This is a genomic window from Proteus sp. CA142267 (assembly GCF_003336825.1).
Taxonomy (GTDB): Bacteria; Pseudomonadota; Gammaproteobacteria; order Enterobacterales; family Enterobacteriaceae; genus Proteus; species Proteus terrae.
In genome coordinates, this window is sequence record NZ_QPMG01000001.1 from 102,261 (window position 1) to 126,429 (window position 24,169).

At 37.4% G+C, this 24,169-nt stretch carries 21 protein-coding genes; 9 read left to right on the plus strand and 12 right to left on the minus strand.

The features are described 5' to 3' along the window. Positions 1–168: 168 nt before the first annotated feature. Genes glgB through glgP form a run of 5 tightly spaced genes read left to right on the plus strand, consistent with a single transcriptional unit; the run spans position 169 to position 9,720 of the window. Positions 169–2,352 carry a 1,4-alpha-glucan branching protein GlgB gene (gene glgB, locus C0T34_RS00505; RefSeq protein WP_109849504.1) on the plus strand — a complete coding sequence of 728 codons (2,184 nt, stop codon included), beginning with the start codon at positions 169–171 and terminating at the stop codon, positions 2,350–2,352. A gap of 1 nt (position 2,353) precedes the next feature. Then, positions 2,354–4,423, plus strand: coding sequence for a glycogen debranching protein GlgX (glgX, locus tag C0T34_RS00510; protein ID WP_109849505.1), 2,070 nt, complete (start codon positions 2,354–2,356; stop codon positions 4,421–4,423). A 21-nt stretch (positions 4,424–4,444) separates the two neighbouring features. Next, positions 4,445–5,794: a glucose-1-phosphate adenylyltransferase gene (glgC, locus tag C0T34_RS00515; RefSeq protein ID WP_109849506.1), complete on the plus strand. Its 1,350-nt coding sequence runs from the start codon at positions 4,445–4,447 to the stop codon at positions 5,792–5,794. Beyond that, on the plus strand, positions 5,791–7,224 hold the full coding sequence (glgA, locus tag C0T34_RS00520; protein WP_109849507.1) for a glycogen synthase GlgA: 1,434 nt from the start codon (positions 5,791–5,793) through the stop codon (positions 7,222–7,224). Before glgC ends, glgA begins: the two co-directional genes overlap by 4 nt. 45 nt (positions 7,225–7,269) lie before the next feature. After that, positions 7,270–9,720, plus strand: coding sequence for a glycogen/starch/alpha-glucan family phosphorylase (gene glgP / locus C0T34_RS00525; RefSeq protein ID WP_109849508.1), 2,451 nt, complete (start codon positions 7,270–7,272; stop codon positions 9,718–9,720). Between the two features lie 87 nt (positions 9,721–9,807). On the opposite strand, the gene C0T34_RS00530 is transcribed toward glgP, so the two are convergent. Continuing rightward, positions 9,808–10,458, minus strand: coding sequence for a metalloregulator ArsR/SmtB family transcription factor (locus C0T34_RS00530; protein ID WP_109849509.1), 651 nt, complete (start codon positions 10,456–10,458; stop codon positions 9,808–9,810). Between the two features lie 93 nt (positions 10,459–10,551). On the opposite strand from C0T34_RS00530, the gene C0T34_RS00535 reads away from it, so the two are divergent. From C0T34_RS00535 to C0T34_RS00550, 4 genes are all read left to right on the plus strand, one after another. After that, positions 10,552–11,967, plus strand: coding sequence for an MFS transporter (locus tag C0T34_RS00535; protein ID WP_109849510.1), 1,416 nt, complete (start codon positions 10,552–10,554; stop codon positions 11,965–11,967). 80 nt (positions 11,968–12,047) lie between these two features. After that, complete coding sequence (locus C0T34_RS00540) at positions 12,048–12,872, plus strand: hypothetical protein (protein WP_162556800.1); 825 nt, start codon at positions 12,048–12,050, stop codon at positions 12,870–12,872. Positions 12,873–12,950: 78 nt separating this feature from the next. Beyond that, entirely contained in the window at positions 12,951–13,352 is a 402-nt protein-coding gene (locus C0T34_RS00545; protein WP_109849512.1) for a RidA family protein, read from the plus strand. Continuing rightward, positions 13,345–14,313 (plus strand): threo-3-hydroxy-L-aspartate ammonia-lyase, encoded by a 969-nt coding sequence (locus C0T34_RS00550; protein WP_098942793.1) that lies wholly within the window; start codon positions 13,345–13,347, stop codon positions 14,311–14,313. Before C0T34_RS00545 ends, C0T34_RS00550 begins: the two co-directional genes overlap by 8 nt. Positions 14,314–14,434: 121 nt before the next feature. Here the strand turns inward: C0T34_RS00550 and C0T34_RS00555 are convergent, their stop codons facing one another. From C0T34_RS00555 to C0T34_RS00605, 11 genes are all read right to left on the minus strand, one after another. After that, positions 14,435–15,346, minus strand: coding sequence for a dihydrodipicolinate synthase family protein (locus tag C0T34_RS00555; RefSeq protein ID WP_109849513.1), 912 nt, complete (start codon positions 15,344–15,346; stop codon positions 14,435–14,437). Between the two features lie 18 nt (positions 15,347–15,364). Beyond that, a complete protein-coding gene (locus C0T34_RS00560; protein WP_231039351.1) occupies positions 15,365–15,970 on the minus strand; it encodes a dihydroxyacetone kinase subunit L in 606 nt (201 codons plus the stop codon). A gap of 2 nt (positions 15,971–15,972) precedes the next feature. Then, entirely contained in the window at positions 15,973–16,968 is a 996-nt protein-coding gene (locus C0T34_RS00565) for a dihydroxyacetone kinase subunit DhaK (protein ID WP_109849514.1), read from the minus strand. Positions 16,969–17,115: 147 nt separating this feature from the next. Next, the gene (locus tag C0T34_RS00570) at positions 17,116–18,606 is read right to left on the minus strand and encodes a tripartite tricarboxylate transporter permease (protein ID WP_109849515.1); all 1,491 of its coding nucleotides are present in this window, start codon (positions 18,604–18,606) and stop codon (positions 17,116–17,118) included. A gap of 15 nt (positions 18,607–18,621) precedes the next feature. Then, entirely contained in the window at positions 18,622–19,059 is a 438-nt protein-coding gene (locus C0T34_RS00575; RefSeq protein WP_109849516.1) for a tripartite tricarboxylate transporter TctB family protein, read from the minus strand. 31 nt (positions 19,060–19,090) lie between these two features. Next, positions 19,091–20,035: a tripartite tricarboxylate transporter substrate binding protein gene (locus C0T34_RS00580; RefSeq protein WP_072068128.1), complete on the minus strand. Its 945-nt coding sequence runs from the start codon at positions 20,033–20,035 to the stop codon at positions 19,091–19,093. Then, complete coding sequence (locus tag C0T34_RS00585) at positions 20,035–21,279, minus strand: ribokinase (RefSeq protein ID WP_109849517.1); 1,245 nt, start codon at positions 21,277–21,279, stop codon at positions 20,035–20,037. The genes C0T34_RS00580 and C0T34_RS00585 overlap by 1 nt, the downstream gene beginning before the upstream one ends. Before the next feature lie 312 nt (positions 21,280–21,591). Next, the gene (locus C0T34_RS00590; protein WP_098942783.1) at positions 21,592–21,906 is read right to left on the minus strand and encodes an AzlD domain-containing protein; all 315 of its coding nucleotides are present in this window, start codon (positions 21,904–21,906) and stop codon (positions 21,592–21,594) included. Then, entirely contained in the window at positions 21,903–22,616 is a 714-nt protein-coding gene (locus C0T34_RS00595; protein ID WP_226892290.1) for an AzlC family ABC transporter permease, read from the minus strand. The genes C0T34_RS00590 and C0T34_RS00595 overlap by 4 nt, the downstream gene beginning before the upstream one ends. A gap of 130 nt (positions 22,617–22,746) precedes the next feature. Beyond that, positions 22,747–23,013: an AraC family transcriptional regulator gene (locus tag C0T34_RS00600; protein ID WP_098942781.1), complete on the minus strand. Its 267-nt coding sequence runs from the start codon at positions 23,011–23,013 to the stop codon at positions 22,747–22,749. Positions 23,014–23,095: 82 nt separating this feature from the next. Continuing rightward, entirely contained in the window at positions 23,096–24,106 is a 1,011-nt protein-coding gene (locus C0T34_RS00605; RefSeq protein WP_109849518.1) for a LacI family DNA-binding transcriptional regulator, read from the minus strand. Positions 24,107–24,169 lie beyond the last annotated feature (63 nt).

Here is a 24,169-nt window from a genome sequence, read left to right on the forward strand (position 1 = left end):
TAAATTCAAGCTATTAAAATCAATAAATAAGTACATTAACCTATGTAAATTATTTTGATTTTAAATAATCTGTTATAAACACTTATTGTTTAACTTAAATTAACGTTCTATGCTGATATTTATATATAAAATTTATTAATTTATTTGCTGGCAACGAAGGACGATAAGATGTCTGTAGCTGTGACAAAAAAAGCAATAGAAAAACTAATTAATGGATATGAGTCTGATCCTTTTGCACTTCTTGGTATGCATGAAACTTCGGCAGGTTTAGAAGTTCGTGCTTTTTTACCAGATGCAGTTGCAGTCAGTGTCATTGATAGAAAAAACGGTCGAAATGTAGCAACACTAGAGCGTAAGCATCCTAGTGGCTTTTTCTGTGGCGCTATCCCTCGACGTAAACGTCGTTTTAGTTACTGTTTAGATGTAACGTGGGAAAATGCACAAGGTGTCGTTGATGATCCCTATCAATTTGGCATTTTATTGCAAGAAATGGATATTTGGTTTTTAGCACAAGGCCATCACTCCCGCCCTTACCAATGTTTAGGCGCGCATCCTACAAAACTGGGGGATATTGATGGTATTACTTTTGCTGTATGGGCACCCAACGCAAAAAGTGTAAGCGTTGTAGGCGATTTCTCATTCTGGGATGAAAGACGTTTTCCAATGCGATTACGTCGTGAAAGTGGAATATGGGAGCTTTTCCTTCCACAGGCTCATCTTGGTGATTGCTATAAATATTCTATTCTTGATGCGAATGGTGAACGTCGATTAAAAGCTGATCCTTATGCTTTTGAAACACAAATACGCCCTGAAACTGCATCAATTATCAATACATTACCCCCAATCAAACCGATGCCACTATCGCGTCAGCAAGCGAATCAACGCAATGCACCTATGTCTATTTATGAAGTTCATCTAGGTTCATGGCGTAGACATACTGACAATCAAAGCTGGTTAAGTTACCGCGAATTAGCTGAACAGTTAATTCCATATGTTAAAGAGATGGGCTTTACTCATATTGAACTGCTCCCTATTAATGAGCATCCTTTTGATGGCTCATGGGGATATCAACCGTTAGGGTTATATTCACCAACTCGTCGCTTTGGCTCTCCTATGGATTTCCGTGACTTTATTGAAGCGGCGCATCAAGCAGAAATTAAAGTCATATTAGATTGGGTTCCTGGTCATTTCCCTGAGGATGATTACGGTTTACGTAATTTTGATGGCACATCACTCTATGAATATGCAGATAGACGTGAAGGCTTTCATCCTGATTGGAATACTTTGATTTATAACTATGGCCGCAATGAAGTGCTGAATTACCTTTCTGGTAATTTATTGTATTGGCATGAGCATTTTGCGCTTGATGGTTTTCGCTTCGATGCTGTTGCTTCAATGCTTTATCGTGATTACAGCCGAAAAGAAGGCGAATGGATCCCCAATAAACATGGTGGACGTGAAAATTTAGAAGCCATTGATTTTATTCGTCATACTAATAAATTACTGGGTACAACTTGCCCAGGTACTATCACAATTGCAGAAGAGTCTACCGATTTTCCAGGTGTGACATTACCGCCTGATGATGGTGGTTTAGGTTTTAATTACAAATGGAATATGGGTTGGATGCATGACACGTTAGCTTATATGCAACGTGATCCTATCTATCGTAAATATCATCACAACCAAATGACCTTTGGCATGCTCTATGCCTATAACGAAAACTTTGTTCTACCTCTTTCTCACGATGAATTTGTGCATGGTAAAGGTTCGTTAATTGGTCGCATGGTGGGCGATGATTGGCAAAAATTTGCCAATTTACGTGCATATCTTGGCTTTATGTGGGCTTATCCCGGCAAAAAACTACTATTTATGGGATGTGAGTTTGCACAGTGGCGTGAATGGAACCACGACAGTAGCTTAGATTGGCATCTTCTTGAAGAGCCTAATAGTCCGCACCAAGGTGTTCAACACTTTGTCCGAGATCTGAATTTTTCCTATCAAGCTAATGCTCCGCTTTATGAATGTGATTTTGAACGTGAAGGCTTTGAGTGGCTTATCGTTGATGATCACAATAACTCCGTCTTTGCTTTTTGCCGTAAAGATGCACAAGGCAATGAAATTATTGTTATCAGTAATTTCACTCCAGTTGTTCATCACAACTACGTTGTCGGTGTAAATAAAGCCGGCGCTTATCAAGAGATTCTCAACAGTGATTCTGAATTTTATAACGGCAGTAATGTAGGAAATTTAGGTGAAATAGAGACAACCGCAAGTGCATTTAATGGCAAGCCTCACTCCTTGTCATTGTCATTACCCCCACTTGCGACGCTGTATTTAAGATTGAAGGATTAATATGTCTTTAGATTATGGTCGCCCTTTTCCTATGGGCAGTCATTATGATGCCTATGGAGTAAATTTTACACTCTTTAGTGAAAATGCCACTAAAGTCATTCTTTGCCTGTTTGATAAAGCAGGCAAAGAGATCCGCTACCCATTACCGGGTAAAACTGGTTCAATTTGGCATGGGTATTTGCCCGGTGCAGGGCCCGGTTTACATTATGGTTATCGTGTAGAAGGTGAATGGGAACCTGAGCAAGGATTGTTCTATCAACCTCAGCAACTATTATTAGATCCTTATGCAAAACAGGTGACGGGTATTGTTGATAATACATTACCTTACACCTCTCCTGTTTTTAATGCATTAGAGCATGATGATAGTGCGATTACACCTAAAGCAGTTATCACAGATGATAGCGGCTGTTTTTGCCATTCTTATAAAGAAAAAGGCACTTATCAGCGTTTAAATACACCGTGGTCAGAAACCATTATTTACGAAGGACATGTAAAAGGACTGACAAAACTGCATCCAGAAATACCTGAGAAATTGCAGGGTACTTATGCGGCATTAGGGCATCCTGCTTTTATTTCACATCTAAAAAAATTGGGTATTACAGCATTAGAATTATTGCCGGTTCAATATCATTTAACAGAGCCTCATCTTCATAAAATCGGTTTAAAAAACTATTGGGGTTATAACGTATTAGCGCCTTTCGCTTTATCGACACAGTATTATTCTAATTCAGGTCGCAATATTATTGATGAATTTCGAGAAGCCGTAAGATGCCTACATAAAGCCAATATTGAAGTAATTTTAGATGTGGTATTTAACCATACAGCGGAATTAAGTGATCAATTCGAAGGTTATATTGTTTCGCAACGTGGTATTGATAACCAAAGCTATTATTGGCTAAACGACGAAAACAAAGCTCAAAATTGGACGGGTTGTGGTAATACGCTCAACTTAAGTCGCCCAGAAACGGTGCAGTGGGTTATGGATTGCCTGCGTTATTGGGTGACAGAATTTCATATTGATGGTTTTCGTTTTGATTTGGCGACAAGTCTTGGCCGGGTTCCCTATTTTGATACTCAATCACCTCTATTGACGGCTATTCGACAAGATCCGCTATTGTCACGCATTAAACTTATCGCAGAGCCTTGGGACTTAGGCTCTGATGGTTATCAAGTCGGTAATTTTCCTGTTCCATTTACAGAATGGAATGATAGTTATCGTGATGTTATTCGTCGTTTTTGGTTATGGCGTGATGTCTCTATTGCGACATTTGCAGACAATATTACAGGCTCAGCAAAGCTGTATCACAAAAATGGCAGACCGCCCTATTCTAGCGTCAATATGATAACTAGCCACGACGGCTTTACACTACGGGATTTAGTGAGTTATCAGAATAAACATAACGAGGAGAATGGAGAATCAAACCTAGATGGACACAACACCAATTACAGTGTGAATTTTGGTGAAGAAGGTTTGATAGTTGACGAAAAAATAAATCAATACAGATTGCTTGCAACAAGGAACATGCTGGCAACGCTACTGCTTTCTAGAGGAACACCTCATTTACTCGCCGGTGATGAAGTGGGTAATACGCAATATGGTAATAACAACGCTTATTGTCAGGATAATAAAGTCAGTTGGATAAAATGGTTTCAACAGCCTTACAACTTAACTGATTACATTCGCCACCTTATTGAATTACGTCACCAAATTACACCTTTAAGTTCGCTTAAATGGTGGGAAGAAGATAGCCAAAATGTCATTTGGTTCAATCAGAATGCTCAACCTATGAGTCATGAAGATTGGCAACAACTTCCCCCCTCACCATTACAACTTCTTTTAGCGCAACAATGGATCTTAATGTTTAACCCATTAAGAAACAGCGCTGTTTTTTCTTTACCTGAAGGGGCTTGGTCTTGCTTGCTTGATACGACTAGCTGGCCTGATTGTCACCCAACACAATCTCAGCATTGTGAAGTACAACCTAACAGTATCACCCTTTGGCGAAATAGCGTTTTTTATAATCAGTCTTCTACTGAAAAATTACCCATTATTTCCTCCCAAGTTAAGTAATTTGATTGGAGTGCTATAACTATGATGACAACAGAACAAGGCCAAAAATTAATGTTGGCACAACAACTTCCTAAAGAGGCAATTGCACTCATTTTAGCGGGAGGTCGTGGTACACGCTTAAAAGCATTGACTTCAAAACGTGCCAAACCGGCGGTTTTCTTTGGTGGGAAATTTCGAATTATCGACTTTACGCTATCAAACTGTCTTAACTCAGGGATCCGTCGTATTGGTGTAATTACCCAATATCAGTCACACTCTTTAGTTCAACATATTCAGCGTGGTTGGTCATTCTTCAACGAAGATATGAATGAGTTTGTTGATTTATTACCGGCTCAGCAACGTTGTAATACCGAACATTGGTATATGGGTACCGCTGATGCTATCTATCAAAACCTCGATATTCTTCGTAGCTACAAAGCAAAATATGTCGTTATTTTAGCTGGTGACCATATTTATAAAATGAACTACGCCCGTTTATTACTTGATCACGTTGAAAACAAATCAAAATTCACCGTGGCTTGTATTCGTGTTCCTAAAGAAGATGCATTCCAATTTGGTATTATGGATATCGATGAAAATCGTCGAGTACTCAATTTCTTAGAAAAACCATCAAACCCACCTTGTATTCCTAATGATCCTGAACATTCATTAGCAAGTATGGGTATTTATGTGGTTGATAGAGATTACCTCTTTGATTTATTAGAAGAAGATAGTCGTGATCCAAATTCACACCATGATTTTGGCCAAGATATCATTCCTAAAATCACTGAACGTGGCGATGTTCTTGCTCACCCATTTGAACTTTCTTGTGTCAGTTCAGATCCTTCAGTACCACCGTACTGGCGCGATGTAGGAACCATTGAAGCATATTGGTCTGCTAACCTTGATTTAGCCTCTGTAACACCAGAGCTTGATATGTATGCGAAAGACTGGCCAATCCGCACCTTTATGACACCATTACCACCAGCTAAATTTGTCCAAGATAATCACGGTGAACATGGACAAATGATGAACTCGTTGATTGCTGACGGTTGTATTATCAATGGATCAACACTCTATTCATCTATCTTATTCCCATTAGTTCGCGTTGAGTCTTTCTGCCATATCGAAGATTCCGTGATTTTACCTGATGTGACGGTGAGCCATCATTGCTACTTAAAACGCTGCATTATTGAGCGTAGCTGTACTATTCCAGAAGGTACTGTTATTGGGATGAATGCCGAAGAAGATGCTGCACGTTTCCACCGTACTGAAGAAGGTATTGTGCTTGTAACAAGAGAAATGCTTGAGCAACTCGCACGTAATGAAAAAGAAAACCCAACTGAAACAAATGCAGAACAAAAACCTCAAAATGAGGAGGCATTTTCGTGAATGTCCTTCATTGTTGTTCTGAACTATTCCCTCTGCTAAAAACAGGGGGATTAGCGGATGTTATGGGTTCTTTGCCTTTAGCTCAAAAAAAGATAGGTTTAGATGCGCGGGTTGTTATACCCGCGTTTCCTGCTATCAAAGATAATATCCCCGATCTCAAATTAGTGACTAATATCGATACCTTTGCAGGTAATATTTCTCTGCTTTATGGACAATACCAAGGTGTTGATATTTATCTTATTGATGCACCTCATCTTTATCAACGTACTGGTAGTCCTTATCACGATCAACATCAACATCCTTATGGTGATAATGTCTTTCGTTTTGCTTTATTAGGTTGGGTGGCAAGCGAATTATCAGCGGGATTAGATCCTTTATGGCGAGCTGATATTGTTCACGCCCATGATTGGCATGCAGGACTTGCTTGTGCCTATTTAGCATTTAAACATTATTCAGCAAAATCTGTTTTTACTGTTCATAATCTGGCTTATAAAGGTGAATTCTCACCTTATCATCTGCATCAACTTGAATTACCTGATTACAGTTTTTTAATTAATGGACTGGAATATTACGGACAAATTTCATTCCTAAAAGCAGGTCTTTTTTATGCTAACCACATTACGACAGTCAGCCCAACTTATGCCAAAGAGATAACCACTCAAGAATTTGGCTACGGTTTAGAGGGATTATTGCGTCAACGTGCTTATGAACAGCGATTAAGTGGCATCTTAAATGGCGTTGATGAGGCGATTTGGGATCCTGCAACAGATAGCTTAATTACACGTCGTTATGATGTTAAAAACCTGAATAAGCGTTTAGAAAACAAAACTGCATTACAGAAAAAATGTGGTTTACCTGTCAAAAATAATGCTCCTCTTTTTGCGGCTGTCAGTCGTTTAACTTCGCAAAAAGGGCTCGATTTAGTTATTGAAACGCTTCCTGATATCGTTGAACAAGGTGGTCAGTTTGTTTTATTAGGTACTGGCGATAGTCACCTTGAAGCGGCATTTTTACACGCACAACAACAGTATCCTCAAAATGTAGCGGTTCATATTGGTTATGACGAAAGTTTTTCACACCAAGTTGTCGCCGGTGCTGATGTGATTATGGTGCCTAGTCGTTTTGAACCTTGTGGATTAACTCAGTTATATGGCTTGAAATATGGAGCCCTACCTTTAGTGAGACACACGGGCGGATTAGCCGATACGGTTAATGATTGTTCATTAGAAAATTTAGCACATCACCAAGCTACTGGTTTTGTTTTCTATGAAGCGACACCAGGCTCTCTGCGTCAGGCTATTAATCGTGCCTTTACCTTATGGAGTATGCCTAAACAGTGGCAACAAGCTCAAACTGACGGCATGAATCAAACTATTTTTAGTTGGGAAACCGCTGCAAAAACGTATGCAACACTGTATCAACATTTATAGACATGAAGTCTATTTGAGCCAGTGGATAACAAAAAGAGATTTATAATGAAAAATTTATGTGAGTTTGATTATTTATCACCTGATAAGGATATTGAATCATTAAAACGTTCTATTGTTTATAAACTAATGTTTATTGTTGGTACGTCGCCAAAATATGCAACACCAACAGATTGGTTAAATGCAACCTCTTATGCCATTAGAGACCGTTTAGTTGAACGCTGGTTAAAATCAACCAAAGCAGAGCTTTCACCGAAAGTAAAACAGGTTTATTACATTTCGATGGAATTTCTTATGGGGCGTTTTTTAACCAATGCCATGCTCTCTTTAGGTGTTTATCACGAAGTTAAAGAGGCATTAAAAGAGTTAGGTCTTGATCTTGAAAAACAAATTGAACTTGAGCCCGATCCAGGTTTAGGTAATGGTGGTTTAGGTCGTTTGGCTGCTTGTTTCCTTGATTCTTGTGCCACATTAGGTTATCCCGTTACGGGTTATGGTATTCGTTATGAATACGGAATGTTCCGCCAACAAATTCAGAATGGCGAACAACATGAAATTGCGGATAACTGGCTTGAAAAAGGTAACCCCTGGGAATTCCCTCGTCATGATCTGCAATTTGAAGTAGATTTTGGCGGGCGTTTACAGCAAGAAGGTGAGAAAAATTATTGGGTTGATACTTTCAACGTAATGGCACAACCTTATGACTCTATTGTTCCGGGTTATAACACACAAGCGACAGATACCATTCGTTTATGGTCAGCTAAATCAAATGTGGCGTTTAACTTAGGTAAATTTAATAAAGGTGAATATCTAGAGGCAACAGAGGCTAAAGATCGTTCTGAAAATATCTCTCGTATTCTTTACCCTGATGATTCAACAACATCAGGTAAAATGTTGCGTTTACAACAAGAATATTTCTTAGTCAGTGCTTCTGTTCAAGATATTTTGCAACGCCATTATCATCTGCATCAACGCTTTGATAATCTAAAAGATTTTATTGCAATTCATCTTAATGATACTCACCCTGTTCTTGCTATTCCTGAACTAATGCGTCAGCTAATTGATAATCATGGATTTAGTTGGGATGAAGCATGGGAACAAACTATTCATATATTCTCATACACCAACCATACATTAATGGGTGAAGCATTAGAGACTTGGCCTGTTGATATGCTTGGTCGTTCGCTTCCTCGTCATTTACAAATCATTTTCCAAATCAATGATAAATTTTTGAAACAAGTTAGAGAGCAATTCCCTAACGATAACGACTTATTACGTCGTGTTTCTATTATTGATGAAGAAAATGGCCGTAATGTTCGTATGGCATGGTTAGCGGTTATTATTAGTCATCAGGTTAATGGTGTTTCTGAGCTTCATAGCCAATTAATGGTGCAATCTTTATTTGCTGATTTTGCGATGATCTATCCTAAGAAATTCTGCAATATTACCAATGGGATCACACCACGTCGTTGGCTGGCATTAGCAAATCCATCTCTCTCTCAAGCAATTGATAGCCATATTGGTACTAATTGGCGAACCAATTTAGAGCAGTTGGGTGAATTAATGCCATTGGTGAAAGATAAAAATTTCTTGCGCCAATTAAAAGATTCAAAACGTATCAATAAACAAAATCTTGCGCAGATCATTAAGGAAGATTTAAATATTGATATTAACCCTGATGCGCTGTTTGATGTACAAATCAAGCGTATTCATGAATATAAACGCCAACTTCTCAATGTGTTAGGCATTATCACTCGCTATAATCGCATTTTAGAAAATCCAGAGAAAAACTGGGTACCTCGCGTATTTATTTTTGGAGGTAAGGCTGCATCAGCTTATTATAATGCGAAGAAAATTATCAATCTTATCAACGATATTGCCAATAAGATTAATAATGACGAGCGTATTAAAGATAAACTAAAAGTGATCTTTATTCCTAACTACGGCGTAAGTTTAGCGCAACACATTATCCCCGCAGCAGATTTATCGGAGCAAATATCATTAGCAGGAACAGAAGCTTCTGGTACAGGGAATATGAAATTTGCCCTAAATGGTGCATTAACCATCGGTACGCTTGATGGTGCTAATATTGAAATTGGTGAGCATGTTGGTTTTGATAATATGTTTATCTTTGGTCACAATGCACAAGAAGTGGCAGAGTTAAGGCAACGTTATTCCCCTCGTCGTTATTACGATGAAGATATCGAATTACACACTGCGCTTAATCAAATCGCTAATGGGTTCTTTAATCCAGCTTGCCCTGATAAATACAAATCAATTTTCGATAGCTTAATTGAATTTGGTGATCATTATCAGGTATTAGCCGATTATCGTAGCTATATCGATACGCAAGATAATGTTGATGTGCTTTATCAAGATGAAGATGCTTGGTTGAAAAAATCTGCGTTAAATATCTGCCAAATGGGCTATTTTTCTGCGGATCGTGCGGTGACAGAATATATGCAACGAATTTGGAAAGCTTCTGCGATTACATTGTAAAAACTAAGCTAAATTTCTAAGGACAGAACAGTAACCGCGCTTTATTGCGCGGTTTTTGCTTTTATTGTTTAAGGCAGTTTAATAAAATTAGATTTTAATACGGTAGGCACAACGTCTTGCACCTTCTAAGATATATTCAACACGTTGTAGTTCTACCCCTAGTGTTTCAGAAAATAGCTCTTTCTCTGTATTACAAAAACCTTGGCACACTTTAGCTGCTGCACAAATTGGGCAATGATCTTCAATAAAAAGATACTCGTTATCTTTTACTTGCTCCCAGTGTGCCATATAGCCCTCTTGGCTACGCAGTGTGGCTAAAATATCTAAACGGTCTGTTAGTTCATCCGCGTCTTTTATTGCTTGTGTGTAGCGCTGATAACTCTGTTTCTTTCGTGCTAAAATAATTTTTTCGATAGCACTTTCACCCAATTCTTCACGAATAGTCAGTAAAATCTGAGCGGTTAATTCAGCATGTGTATCAGGAAATTGTTTCTGTCCTAATTCGGTTAAATGCCAATATTGAATAGGTCTTCCAACACCTTTTGGTTCAGTTATCGCTTCAACAAGTCCTGTATTAGCAAGTTTTACAAATTGTTGTCTTGCGGCTTCACCACTTGTACCAAGAAGTTGCCCAACCTTATTTGCTTGCATAGGCCCATGTTTTTTAATTAAAAATAGAATTTTATCGCCAACAGTACGTTGTGCAGGATAATTATATTCCAAGTTTTTTCTTGACATATTAAACGTCTCAGTATTTATTTATCCAAGTTTTATCTTGGTAATTTAACGAAGCTATGTCGTAATAGCAATAAAAGAAGGATATTTTTTCTAATGCACCCAAATAATAATAGCCAATGGCGTGATCTCTTTTCAGGGCGGAATGGTGCAATCTCCTTTGCCCTCTCTTTTGGTGTTGTGATCCACGCGATTAATATTTTAATGGCAACCACTATTTTGCCTTCTGTTGTAACTGATATTGGTGGAATGGGATTATATGCATGGAATACCACGCTATTTGTAGCCGCATCAATTATTGGCTCGGTATTATCGGCTCGCTTACTCAGTTTATTGGGCGCTAAAGGTGCCTATTTAGCCGGTACAGTATTATTTTTTATTGGTAGTTTGTTGTGTGCAATTGCGCCTAAAATGGAAGTGATGCTAATTGGTCGATTTGTTCAGGGACTTGGTGGTGGACTTTTATTTGCGCTTTCTTACGCCATGGTAAATATCGTTTACGATCAAGCATTATGGCCAAGAGCAATGGCATTAATTTCAGGTATGTGGGGCGTTGCTACACTAATTGGCCCTGCTATTGGCGGTATTTTTGCTCAATTAGATGCTTGGCGTTATGCCTTTGGTATTATGTTACCTATCATGCTTTTTTATGGCATTTATCTGTGGTTTATCTTGCCCAAGAATGACAATGACGCTCTAAAATCAACATCACAAAGCTTGCCTTATCTTCAGTTAATAATTTTAACAGCCGCCGTTCTGCTTATTTCATCTGGTAGTCTTTCTTCCTCACTTACCATTAATTTACTGAGTATCGTGGTTGTGTTTGGTTTAATTGGTGTACTTATTTTTTGTGAGAAACGCCTTACTGTTCGGTTGCTACCCACTAATACGTTTACAAGTCTCTCTTTACATGCCCTTTTGTATTTAACTATTTCGTTATTAGCCATTGGCATGACTTGTGAGATCTTTGTCCCTTATTATCTACAAAGTTTACATATGCAAACGCCTTTAGCTTCAGGTTATATGAGTGCATTAATGGCATTAGGCTGGACAGTTGCTGAAGTAATTAGCGCAAGTTGGCAAGGTGCTAAAATGCGTTTTAGTATTTTAAGCGGCCCTATTATTGTTTTTATCGGTTTGCTTGTGTTGGCTTTTGTTATTCCAAACCCATTACTGCAATCGGAAAACGTGGTTAGTCTTTTTATTATTTTATTTGCTTTGTTCTTAGTGGGTTATGGCATTGGTTTTGGTTGGCCCCACCTATTAACACGTATATTACAAGCGGCTTCCACGCAAGATAAAGATATTGCAGGTGCCTCTATCACAACTGTACAACTATTTGCAACCGCGTTAGGCTCTGCATTTGCAGGTATGATAGTTAATTTAAATGGCTTTAATAGTGGTACTTCTGAAGGGCTCTCTACTTCGGCATCAGCCCTATTCTTATTTTTAGCATTAGCACCGTTAATGGCGATTTACACTGCATGGAAAATAACGCGTTGTTCTTATTGAATCTTATTTTTAAGGTGATATAAAAACAAAAGAGGTGATATATTTTCACCTCTTTTTTATTGGAATCGTTGGTTTTATTTGTGAAAGATCTTATTTTTCATTCTGTCAAAATACCTTTTAATGATAAAGGAGTTTTTATGATAAATATTTTCTCAAAGCCTTCAATTGTAAATAACGACTCGAATAAAGTTTTTAATAAAGAATCGTTAAATAATTATGGTAATTTTTTAAATAATATAAAAAATATTAAAAACACCTATTTAGATCTCTCCATAGAGGGTGATAATAAAGGAAAAGAGGTTACTGTAGATATTGCAAATCTTAGTAATAAATTAATATCAAAAATACGAGAACTTTATACACCAGAAGAAATATCCTCTTATAGAGTTGATGTAAAAAACAAAGCAAAATCAATAGAATTATTAAATAAGGCTTATAAAAAAATAGATAGCGATATTTTAGATTGGTGGAAAAGTGAAAAGAAAGTTCTCCCTTCTTCAATAATTAATCGGACGATTGACAATTTATATCGTGATGAAAAGATTATTTTGAATAAAGAGATTAAGCAACGTTTATTTTCTTTAATATCTCATGAATTTAATCTAGAACTAGATAGTAACGTTGCTCAAAGTACGCTGATCCAGCAATTACAAGATATTCCTGAAGTAGTAAAAGTAATAGATGATTTGAGAATTTCTGATAATTCATATTTAAAATATGAAGTCTATTGTTTATTAGCTGAAAATATCTACAATTTTTTATCCGGTAATGAAAATGAAGTTGGTTTTTTAGGAATAAAATACGCCATTAAAGAAGTTGCTCAACGACTGTTTAAAACATCTGAAAATACATCTGTTCACTCTTCTTTTTATCCTGCTCTTACCTTAACTTTTTGTGAAAAATAAACTATTGATCTAAAACTAGACGTTGTGTATAACAAAGGTATACATAACGTCTAATTTAAGTGAAAATAGGATAATACAATGACATCACATCTTACACTACAAAATATTGATGCCCTCTCTTCCCCTGGTGGGCATTACTCTCATGTTGTTACTGCAAATAATATGTCGTTTATTTCTGGACTATTGCCTTTAGATAAACAAGGAAATCCATTGGCAAACAAGCCGGTTGAAGCCCAAATCACACAAGTACTTGAAAATTTAAATGCTTGTCTTCTCGGAATAAATGCAAAGAAAACCGATATTGCTCAAATAAAAGTCTATGTGACTGATATTAATGAATGGCCCGTTGTTAATGAGTTATATGCAAAATGGATTGGCGAACATAGACCCGCAAGATTAGTCGCTGGCGTAAAAGAATTACATTTTGAAAGCAAAATTGAAATTGAAGCCGTGGTGATCAAGGAGCAATCTTATGAATAAGTTGTCTATTCCTAGCTATAAAGATGTTGCAGAAGCCCATCAACGCATTCTGCCTTATCTTAATAAAACACCTGTTTTAACCTCTCGCACGATTAATGAGCTAACAGGAGCACAGTTTTATTTTAAGTGTGAAAACTTTCAACGAATGGGGGCGTTTAAATTTCGCGGTGCGATGAATGCGTTATCTCAATTTAATGATCAACAACGTAAAAATGGTGTTGTGACTTTCTCATCAGGTAATCATGCTCAGGCAATTGCCTTATCGGCAAAGCTATTAGGTATTCCTGCAACAATTATCATGCCTGAAGATGCACCAAAGGCAAAAATGGAAGCAACAAAAGGCTATGGTGGTCGCGTGATCACGTATAATCGTTATACGGAAGATCGCGAAGATATTGGGCAACAATTAGCACAAAAAGAAAGCCTAACATTAATTCCACCTTACGATCACCCTCATATTATTGCGGGGCAAGGTACTGCTGCAAAAGAACTGTTCGATGAAGTCGGTGAATTAGATATGCTATTTGTTCCATTAGGTGGTGGTGGTTTACTTTCTGGCTCTTTATTATCAACCAAAGCCCTCTCACCGCAATGTAAAATATACGGTGTTGAGCCTTTAGCTGGAAATGACGGACAACAATCATTACGTAAAGGAGAAATCATTCATATTGATACCCCGAAAACAATTGCAGATGGCGCGCAAACTCAGCACCTAGGCAATTATACTTTTGAGATTATTCGCAACAATGTGGACGATATTTTAACTGCAACAGATGAAGAGTTAATTTCGGCTATGCAGTTTTACGCACAGCGAATGAAAATAATTGTAGAGCCAACAGGCTGTTTAAGTTTAGCGGCTGCGCGTCAATTTGGTGATAAATTAAAAGGTAAAAAAATCGGTATTATTATCAGTGGCGGTAATGTCGATATCGCGCAATATGGCCACTTTTTAGCTCAATAAACCATTGCGCCTTATGTATGTCCTGATATTAAAAAAGCAGTATAGAAAAGCCTATACTGCTTAAAAGGATCAACATACAACCAATCAACTAAAATAACGGGGACGTTTATTTGATCACTGTTTAACTAAGTGAAAAAGTGATACCTGCTTCTTTACATAGTTGAGTTAGATTTTCTTTTAATTGTTGATTTTCTTCAGATAATAAATCCAGTTGTGGCAAACGCATATGACCACCTTCTAAACCACGCATAGTTAATGCTGATTTAAATATTGCCATATTTGCACCAGACTTAAGTGCATCACTAAATTTCACACAAAATTGTTGCCAATGTTTCGCTTCTTGATAGTTACCTGCAATATAGGCTTTATACATATTCACAAATGGCTCAGGGAACACACAAGCACAACCTGAAACTGTACCATCACAACCTGCATCTAATAACCCTAAGAATAATTTGTCGTAGCCGTGAAGAACTGAAAAACCTTCTGCAACCGCAAGATAACTTAATGTTGTATTGTTATCAGCAAAACTGTATTTAATGCCAATTACATTTTTACACTGTTGTTGTACTTTTGCCGCTAATTCAGGCTTGATATTATTTGCGGCACATTGTGGAATGTTATACAGATAAACAGGGAAATTATCTGGTACGCTGTTTGCCACTGTCACAAAATAGTTTTCTAATTCTCTGTCCGTTGCACCAAAAAATTGTGGTGTCACCACACCAATACCATCAGCACCAATTTCAACGGCATGTTTGGCTAATTCAATGGTTTCATTTAATGTCATTGCACCAACATGAATAAAGACAGGTAAACGTTTATTCGCTGTATCGACAACGGTTTTCGCAACATTTTTACGTTCTGACGCAGATAAACGCAACATCTCACCTGTTGTACCACAAGGATAAAGGCAATCAACACCCTTGGTTACTAACATTTCAGTTAATGCAGATAACGCTTTAATATCCACTTGATTGTTCAAATCAAACGGAGTAACCATTGCCACTGTAACGCCAAATAATTTTTTCATATAAAGACCTTTATTAAATCAGATTGCTTCAACAATAACTTTAATTGCCAACATACCCGGATCATCTAAACCAATAGATTTTTCTGGGAACATACGAGCTCGACCTAATAAATTAGGTTTTTGGCGGTATTCATTAAGCGTACTATCGACGCTTTGTAAGGCTACTGCTTTTAGATTATCGATAGCTAAAATGGGTTTTAACGCTTCAGATAAATGGTAGAGAATATCGAGTACAGATTTTTGCCCTAATTCCCCTTTTCCTCTCGCCATCATGCTTTGATAGGCAACGGTTAATAGCGGTGAAATGTCGGAGGGCGATATTTCTTGAAGCTGGTTTTCTTTGCAATATTTTGCCATTGCCATAAAAGCCGTTGCTTGCAATGTACCAAAAGAAGAAGCACAGGCTTTTTGTAATGATTTACTGCATTGAAAAAGTGATTTGCTGAGATCATCTGGCCAATCTAGTGAATCGTCGACAATTTGTCGCCAGCCTTTTTGCATGGTGATCCCTAAATCCCCATCACCTAGGCGACTATCTGCTTCACAAAGCATAGATTGAGATTGCTCACAAGCGATGGCGATACGCACAACCGCTTGTTTGAGCATTTCAAGTGTAATATTCATCGTTATACTCTCCAGAATGCACAATGAGCTGGTGCATTCATCAAGGCTTCTAGCTCATCATCTAATTTGCACAATGTTAAGCTTGCCCCTGTCATTTCCATAGATGTGGCATAACGACCAACCAATGGATGCACAATAGTCGCACCTATTTTATTAATCAGTTGTGCAATTTTATTGTACAGAATATAAAGCTCTTCTAATGGCGTTGCGCCTAAAGAGTTAACTAATACAGAGACTTTATCCCCTGTTTTTAATGATAATTCCGTTTGTAGACGCTCAAACATCTCTTGTGCAATATCATCTGCACTACGTAATTTATCACGCCAAATTCCCGGCTCTCCGTGAATACCCATCCCCATTTCCATTTCATCTTCACCAATTTCAAAAGTAGGATGACCTACTGCGGGTAAGGTGCAAGATGTCAACGCACAGCCAATAGTTCGGGTATTTTCCATGGTTTTTTGAGCAATACGCGTGACTTCATCAAGCGTTGCCCCTTCTTCTGCTTTGGCGCCTGCCATTTTAAAACCATAGATCATCCCAGCAACACCACGGCGTTTGTGCGCTTCTTCTGGCTTTGCTGAAGCCACATCATCAGCGGCTAGAACAGTTGTACAACGAATATCATCTTCAAAATCAACCGTTTCAGTCGCCATATCAAAATTCATAATATCGCCACCATAGTTGCCATAAAGTAGCAATACGCCTAACCCGTTGTTGGCTTCACGAATGGCATCTGCCATTAAATCTGCTGAAGGTGAAGCAAAAACATCACCTACAGCGGCGGCATCGAGTAATCCCTCACCGACATATCCTGTAAATACAGGTAAGTGGCCTGAACCACCGCCAGTTACAATACCCACTTTGGGCTTATCTGCTTTTTTAGAACGAGTAATCAATCTTGGCTGTGGTTGGCGATAAATATCACTGTGGGCGAGGCATAAACCCGCTAATGTTTCATCGACATAATTTTCTGGCTTATTTAATATTTTTTTCATGTGATCACCCGATATTTTTATTTATCTGCTGATTTCTGACACCTTAAATAAACTGACTTTATTTAAGGTGAGCTTTCTCTGATACTTAAAAAAGTATCTCTCTATGATTAAATGTTTAATAATAAATATGAGTATTAAATAGGTTATTTATTTAGCTTTAAAAGCACCTCTAATTTGCATTACTACAATGAGTAGAAATACACTTGCTAATACCATCGAAATAGGTCTGTTAACGAAATTAATTAAGTCACCATCAGATTTCATTAATGATGAGAGTAAATTCTTTTCTAACATTGGCCCTAAGATCATGCCCAAAATAATCGGTGATATTGGAAATTTTCGTTCTTGAAGGAAATAGCCGATAACGCCCATTACCAACATAACAACAATAGAAGACATCGTATTTGTGATTGCATAAGAGCCGACAAGGCTAAATAAGATAATTGCTGGATAGATAATCGCATTATCAATAGCAACAATCTTTTTCAATAAATTGACAACAATAAATGCAATTGGTAATAAAATTAGGTTAGCGATAAAGAAAATAATAAAAACGGCATACAACTTATCAGGGTTGAATAAAAACAGTGTTGGCCCTGGTTGCATATCTTTCATATACAATACACCGATAATAATTGCGGCCGCAGAATCGCCGGGAATACCAAAGACTAAAGATGGGATCCAACTTCCTGCTAAGCTTGCATTATTACTCGCTGAAGCATCAACAATACCTTCCTCAGAGCCATGACCATATTTCTCTGGTTTTTTAGAAAGCTTCTTTGAAACAGCATACGAGATCCATGCCGCAATATCGGCGCCAGCACCCGGTAAAGCACCAATTAATGTTCCTATTATTCCGCTACGGAAAATACCGCCTTTACGTTGGCGAACAACGCCACCAACTCCTTTAAAAATATTGTAAGAGTTATTTTCGGCATTCGCTTCGTTTAGCGTAATTTGCTTTTTTTTCCAACGTTCAACGTAATATTTAATTGCACCCGAAATTGCAAATAATCCTATCATTGCTGGAATAAAGCTTACTCCTTGCATTAAAGAGACTTCACCAAAAGTAAAGCGAGCTTGTCCGGTAAATTCATCGTAACCAATGGTGGATAATGCAATACCAAAGAACAGCGCTAATAAGCTTTTTCGAATATGTGAACCTGAAACTATGGTTGCACAGCTAAGCCCAATTAAAGAGAGCCACATATATTCATAAGAGCTAAATTTTAAAGCAAACTCAGCTAAAATTGGTGCTGTGGACGCTAATATAATCGTACCAATAACGCCACCAATGACAGAGCTTGTTAATGACATGCCCAGTACGCGGTTTGTTTTGCCCTCTTTAACTAAAGAGTGCGCATCATTGGTATAGGCTGCCGATGCTGGCGTACCCGGAATATTTAATAAGGCACCAGGAATATCGCCTGCAAATATAGAAGAGGCTCCGACAGAAATCATTAAGGCTAATGCAGGTATGGGATCAAGAAAAAAAGTAAATGGCACCATTAATGCGATGGCCATTGTTGATGTTAACCCAGGAATTGCACCAACAAATAAGCCAAATAAACAAGCACCAATAATAACAAGTATTGTTGTGTAATCAATATAAGCAAGGGCGCTAATTAATATATCCATACTGTTGTTCTCTATTTATGAAAATAGCTGAGGTAGCGGTACTAACAGTACAGCGGTAAATAAGTAATACACACCTAACACCACACTGGCTGAAATAATAAAACTGTATATAGGTTTTGTTATTGCATACTTCATCATTAGCGGTGCTGTAATAATTAAACCTGTTAAAATAAAACCTAGATAATCTGATGCAAAAACATAAAAAAGAATAATGCCAATAATTAATAAAACAAATTTGATTTCATGCCATGAAACTAATGGAATATCACTTTCTTGATCACGTGAAAATATATCGATTAATGAAAATATAATCATGCCACCGCCAATAATGGAAGGCATAAATGCGGCACCATATTTACTAAAATCACCTAATGAATACGCACTATAAACAATAAGAGATAAACCAAAGCAACAAAATATTAGCGATATAATATGACGATTTAGCATAGGCATAAAAACGGCTGTTGTTCAGCCGTTTCCTCAGTTATTTCTTTATAATTTCACCAAACTTTTTATCTTCATTGGCCATAAATTGAGTGGCATCATCGCCATATAATTCGATAACTTCAAAACCTTGTTTATTTGCAAACTCGGCTAATTCACCAGAGGCATACACTTTTTTCATTGCCGCAGTGAGTTTATCTTGTACTTCTTTATCTAGCCCTTTTGGCGCAACTAGCATATTCCACGCTTGCAGATCCCAATTATAAGGTGTGGCTTCTTTGAATAACGGTACATCAGGATAAAAAGCCGATTTCTCATTTGACATAATTGCCATATGTTTCACTAATCCAGCTTTTACCATGCTGTCCGCTTCACCTAATGAAGAAGTCACAATATCAACACCACCAGAAGCAAGCTCTTGTAATGCAGCACTTGCACCTTGTGATGGAATAAAGCGAATGGCGTTATCAGGTAACCCTGCGGCACGCAACATACCAATCGTATTGAGATGCCAGATTGAATTTAAGCCACTACCCGATGCTTTTAACTTGCCCGGATTTGCTTTCGCGTAATCAATAATTTCCTGTGCATTTTTAAATGGCGAAGATTTTCCAACTTGTAATCCACCATAAATAACGGCAAGACGTGTAATCGGTGTGTAATCTTGATAAGTTAAATTCGTCATTCCCTGATGATGCATCATGGTAATTTCAACTGTTGCAATCCCCAGCGTGTAGCCATCGGGTTTTGCATTTTTAATTGCGTCGTGACCTACAACTCCACTACCGCCAGTTTTATTTACCACATTAACAGTCACGCCCAATTCTTCTTGTAGCCCTTTAGCTGCTAGGCGTGCAACTGTATCAGTATTACCTCCAGCAGCCCAAGGAACAACAATAGTAATCGGCTTTTCAGGGTATTGAGCAAAAGCCGGAAGTGTAAAAATGGAACTGCATAGGGTAAATGCCAGAAGTGTTTTTTTCATTATATGCACCTTTTCTCATTGCAGATTATGTGTGGTCGAATATCTTCGAGCCTTGATTTAAGGCGAGCCTGAACTTGAGAAAGCACAGGCATTGCTGTTACGCCTTTTTGTTCTATAAACGCAGAGAGGAAAGCACTGGCAAATAATACACTCTCATGCATTGTGCCTCCCGCCGCTATTTTTGAAGCAAATGCGCCATTAAAAGCATCCGTGGCTGCCATCGTATCCACTCGCAACGATGGCATAGGGGGTATATGAAATGTGGCCCGTCCATCAAAATAAACCACACCAAGCTCATCCATATAGATAATGACTTTCTTGTTTTCATCACCTGAAATAACATCAATAGCCTGTTTAGCGTCATTAATATCGTTTATTTCAAGATCAGCCCAATGTGATGCTTGATTTGCATTTAAGGTAATAAAATCAAGGTTTGAATAAAGTTGCTTTAGGTTTTCGTTATAAGGTGCAACATTAAGTACGACTGTTTTATTAACTGATTTTGCAAATAGTGCGGCTTTAATATTGGCTTCTATATTAATTTCACCTTGGAGCAATAACACATCCGCTTCACTTACATAAGGTAAAGAAATATCAATCTCTTGATCTGAAAATGTATTGTTCGCACCTAAATAAGTCGCTGTAATATTATTTTGTGTTTTATCTGCTAAATAACTAATTGAACTACCTGTCGGTTCTATTTCTGTTTGAAAAATAGTAAAAGAATCAATCCCACTTTCTTGTAAATATTTATAAGCGTATTTACTAAAATGATCTTCACCCACTTTCGTTATTAAGTGTACTTTCGCATCAGAAAAACTGGCAGCCATTGCCTGATTTGTTCCTTTTCCACCAGGGCCTATCGAATTACTTTTAGAGTTAATTAACTCACCAACTTTTGGAAAAGAATCAACATTGGCAATAATATCTACCACAAACGACCCAAGCACACAGACTTTGCCTTCAGGCTTTCTATCTTTACGTTCTCTCACGATCAATAAGTCGTGCAATAAACATGAAATATCAAAACTATCACTAAATTTACTTATTTTTTTAATTTCTTGTTTCCCTAGTATGGCGCCACCATGACAACGTTTGATCAACCCTTCTCCTTCAAGGTATTTCAAATCACTGCGAATAGTTTCCAATGTGACACTGAATCTTTCCGCAAGCTGAGCCACTTTAACTTTCTTTTGTTCCCTGATGATGGTGTAAATTTCCTGCCGCCGTTCTTCTGAAAACATATAAAGTGCCTCCGTATCATTGATAACGAGAATAAGGAGATTAGGTCAGTGATTCTGCGATGGTATTCAAAACAAAAAACCAAAAGCAAAAGCAAAACCAAATCAAAGCAATTTAGATCACATTTTTTTAACACAACATCAATTGGTATACGTTAAAAGTGAGAGGTGAAACGAGTCGAATAAAGAATGGTGATTAAGAAAAGAGAGGTAGAATCAGCCGTTCAAAGACGGCTGATAAAATAACAACTTATATTATTACAGAAATGATAATTTTAAAATGTAAATATCATGTTAAATAAATCACTTTGGTATTTAGTTTAACAAGGCATTTAGCAGATAAAAACCCACTAATGTGAGTAAAACCACTACTAAGGTATTACGTATTTTAAGCGCTAATCCTACACATAATAAGGTTCCCCAAAGATAAGGATTATCTAAAATACCTTTAAATTCGCCCTTTTCTAACAGCACGATTGGCGCACAGATTGCTGTTAATAAACAAGGTGCAGCATATCCTAATGCTTGTCTGATCACTGACGGTAATTTAATGGGGATCGCTGGTTCTAGAAAAAAATAACGCAACATGAAAATGACCAGTGCCAAAATTAATAATAATGACCATGTCATTTTTGTTCTCCTCTTGCTCTAGCGACACAAACAGCAATAAACATGCCTGTTAATCCACCAATAACTACGCCACCTTCTATATTCAACCAACTAAAAATAATCGAGAGACAAAAAGAGACAATAACGCCGACTAATGTACTAAATGTTTTTATTAACGGAATAACAATCGCTAATAAAGTAGCAACAATAGAAAAATCAAGATGATAACGAGATAAGTCAGAAACTTGACTTGCCATAATAATGCCAACAATACTGACAGCTACCCACGCTAAATAAAAACATAATCCCGCACCTATCATATAAGCAGGTGTGAGCTTTACTTTCGGTTGTGCTGAAACTGCAAAAAGCTCATCCGTTAATAAAAAACCTATCGTGATACGTTGATACCATTTTAAATGGGCAACATGTGGACGTAAGGTCAATCCGTATAAAAGATGTTGTGCTGTAATAAAAAAGACAGAAACAATAATAGTCAGCATTCCTGCACCAGAAACCACTAATCCTAACGTGACTAGTTGTGCTGCCCCTGCAAATATAATTGCAGACATTCCGACACTTTGAGCAAAGGTTAACCCTGCATCAACTGCCATTGATCCCGCTAATATTCCCCAAGGAATAACTGCAAGGCATAAAGGCAAAACATGCAAGGCACCAAGGCCGAAAGCACGCATTACTTGCCTATCTTCATTATTATTTTTGATTTTTTCCATTTACCTGTCTTCACTTCTAATGCATTAATTCTATGGAGAATGATTATCAATCAGTAAAGATAAATGGGATTGTATAAAATTGCTATTTTGTTTTTTTATTACGCTGTACTTTTTTACTGTCATTTATTTTTTACGACAATAAAGGAGATTTTAAAGAGGATGACAATCGAAGCCCTTTTAAATAATTACCCGGAGTGACACCAATGGCATTTTTAAAATGGCGATGAAAATGGCTTTGATCTGAAAAACCACAAAGTTGTGTAACATTATCAATTACACCAATACAGAAGCCTTCATGGGTATGGCGAGAGAAAGTTTGATGTAAATATTCAGCTTGCAGATAAGCAAGGCTATTAAGCTCAGGAAGGTGAATGAGTTTAGCCTGCTCTTGCCACATTGAATATTGACTCCATCAACAGTAAAAATCATCAGCTTTTATCATAAACACTATACTGATGATTGCATAAAATTGCTCAGTCTTACTCATGTCGTTGATGAATTTTTGCTGGAACAAAAATTTGATGAGATCCTAAATTTGTCTGGTTAATTAATCCCATAATCAGTCGGAAACAGTGTGAGGCTAATTCAGGATTATTTTGAGCAATAGTATCTATGGGTATTGATAATGAATTATAAAGGTAGTGATCATCAAAACCGGCTAAATAGACTTCATTTTGCATCTGTTTATTTTGACTTAGATAGCGCAACACTCCATCTAATAAGCCACAAGCAGAAGTAAAAACAAACTTAGGCGCTCGCCCTAGTGATGCACACAAAGAGCCAAACATTTCATAACCAGAACTTGGGTGATAATGCCCATGAATGACCCATTCTGATTTTAGATTGATTTGTGCTTGTGAAAGCCCTTGCACAAAACCTAAAAGACGATCCTTAGTCGGTGAAAGTGTTGACTGCCCACCTAGAAAATAAAATTCATCAATGCCTTTTGTCGAAGCAATTTCTGCAATAAGTTGTTGTGTTGCCGTTATTGAATCGGTGACAACAAAAGGTAATGTTGTTCCTTCAAAATACCGGTCAAATAGCACAACAGGTATTCGTTTACTCAAACGCTGATATTCAACATCACTTTGTAAACAAGAAGCCACAATCAAACCGTCAATTTGTCGTGATAACAGATGTTCTATCGCCAGTGTTTCTTGAGCTGCATTTTCATCAGCACAGGAAATAAGTAATTGAATACCCGCGTCTCTGCACAATATTTCTAGCTCATACGCCATGGAAGCAAAACCATAGTTAGTAATATCAGGAATAACCAATCCTAATGCATAACTACGATTATCACGTAAAGAGCGAGCATGTATATTAGGCTGATATTGATATTGTTCAGCAATAGTCGTAATACGCGCGATAGTATCATCAGATACACGCATCTCTTTACCACGGCCATTTAATACTAAACTTGCCGTTGTTTTTGAAACACCCGCTAATTTTGCAATGTCGGTGATCGTGATACGTTTTTGTTTTTTCACTATTATTCTACTTAATGCTCCGTTCTCTAAACTTAAACTGTTTTATTGTTTATATAATTGTAT

Bases quoted from the DNA above. Each gene is read 5' to 3' on its own strand.
- glgB (WP_109849504.1), top strand. From the start codon at position 169: ATGTCTGTAGCTGTGACAAAAAAAGCAATAGAAAAACTAATTAATGGA.
- glgX (WP_109849505.1), top strand. From the start codon at position 2,354: ATGTCTTTAGATTATGGTCGCCCTTTTCCTATGGGCAGTCATTATGAT.
- glgC (WP_109849506.1), top strand. From the start codon at position 4,445: ATGATGACAACAGAACAAGGCCAAAAATTAATGTTGGCACAACAACTT.
- glgP (WP_109849508.1), top strand. From the start codon at position 7,270: ATGAAAAATTTATGTGAGTTTGATTATTTATCACCTGATAAGGATATT.
- C0T34_RS00530 (WP_109849509.1), bottom strand. From the start codon at position 10,458: ATGTCAAGAAAAAACTTGGAATATAATTATCCTGCACAACGTACTGTT.
- C0T34_RS00535 (WP_109849510.1), top strand. From the start codon at position 10,552: ATGCACCCAAATAATAATAGCCAATGGCGTGATCTCTTTTCAGGGCGG.
- C0T34_RS00545 (WP_109849512.1), top strand. From the start codon at position 12,951: ATGACATCACATCTTACACTACAAAATATTGATGCCCTCTCTTCCCCT.
- C0T34_RS00550 (WP_098942793.1), top strand. From the start codon at position 13,345: ATGAATAAGTTGTCTATTCCTAGCTATAAAGATGTTGCAGAAGCCCAT.
- C0T34_RS00555 (WP_109849513.1), bottom strand. From the start codon at position 15,346: ATGAAAAAATTATTTGGCGTTACAGTGGCAATGGTTACTCCGTTTGAT.
- C0T34_RS00560 (WP_231039351.1), bottom strand. From the start codon at position 15,970: ATGAATATTACACTTGAAATGCTCAAACAAGCGGTTGTGCGTATCGCC.
- C0T34_RS00565 (WP_109849514.1), bottom strand. From the start codon at position 16,968: ATGAAAAAAATATTAAATAAGCCAGAAAATTATGTCGATGAAACATTA.
- C0T34_RS00570 (WP_109849515.1), bottom strand. From the start codon at position 18,606: ATGGATATATTAATTAGCGCCCTTGCTTATATTGATTACACAACAATA.
- C0T34_RS00575 (WP_109849516.1), bottom strand. From the start codon at position 19,059: ATGCCTATGCTAAATCGTCATATTATATCGCTAATATTTTGTTGCTTT.
- C0T34_RS00580 (WP_072068128.1), bottom strand. From the start codon at position 20,035: ATGAAAAAAACACTTCTGGCATTTACCCTATGCAGTTCCATTTTTACA.
- C0T34_RS00585 (WP_109849517.1), bottom strand. From the start codon at position 21,279: ATGTTTTCAGAAGAACGGCGGCAGGAAATTTACACCATCATCAGGGAA.
- C0T34_RS00590 (WP_098942783.1), bottom strand. From the start codon at position 21,906: ATGACATGGTCATTATTATTAATTTTGGCACTGGTCATTTTCATGTTG.
- C0T34_RS00595 (WP_226892290.1), bottom strand. From the start codon at position 22,616: ATGGAAAAAATCAAAAATAATAATGAAGATAGGCAAGTAATGCGTGCT.
- C0T34_RS00600 (WP_098942781.1), bottom strand. From the start codon at position 23,013: ATGTGGCAAGAGCAGGCTAAACTCATTCACCTTCCTGAGCTTAATAGC.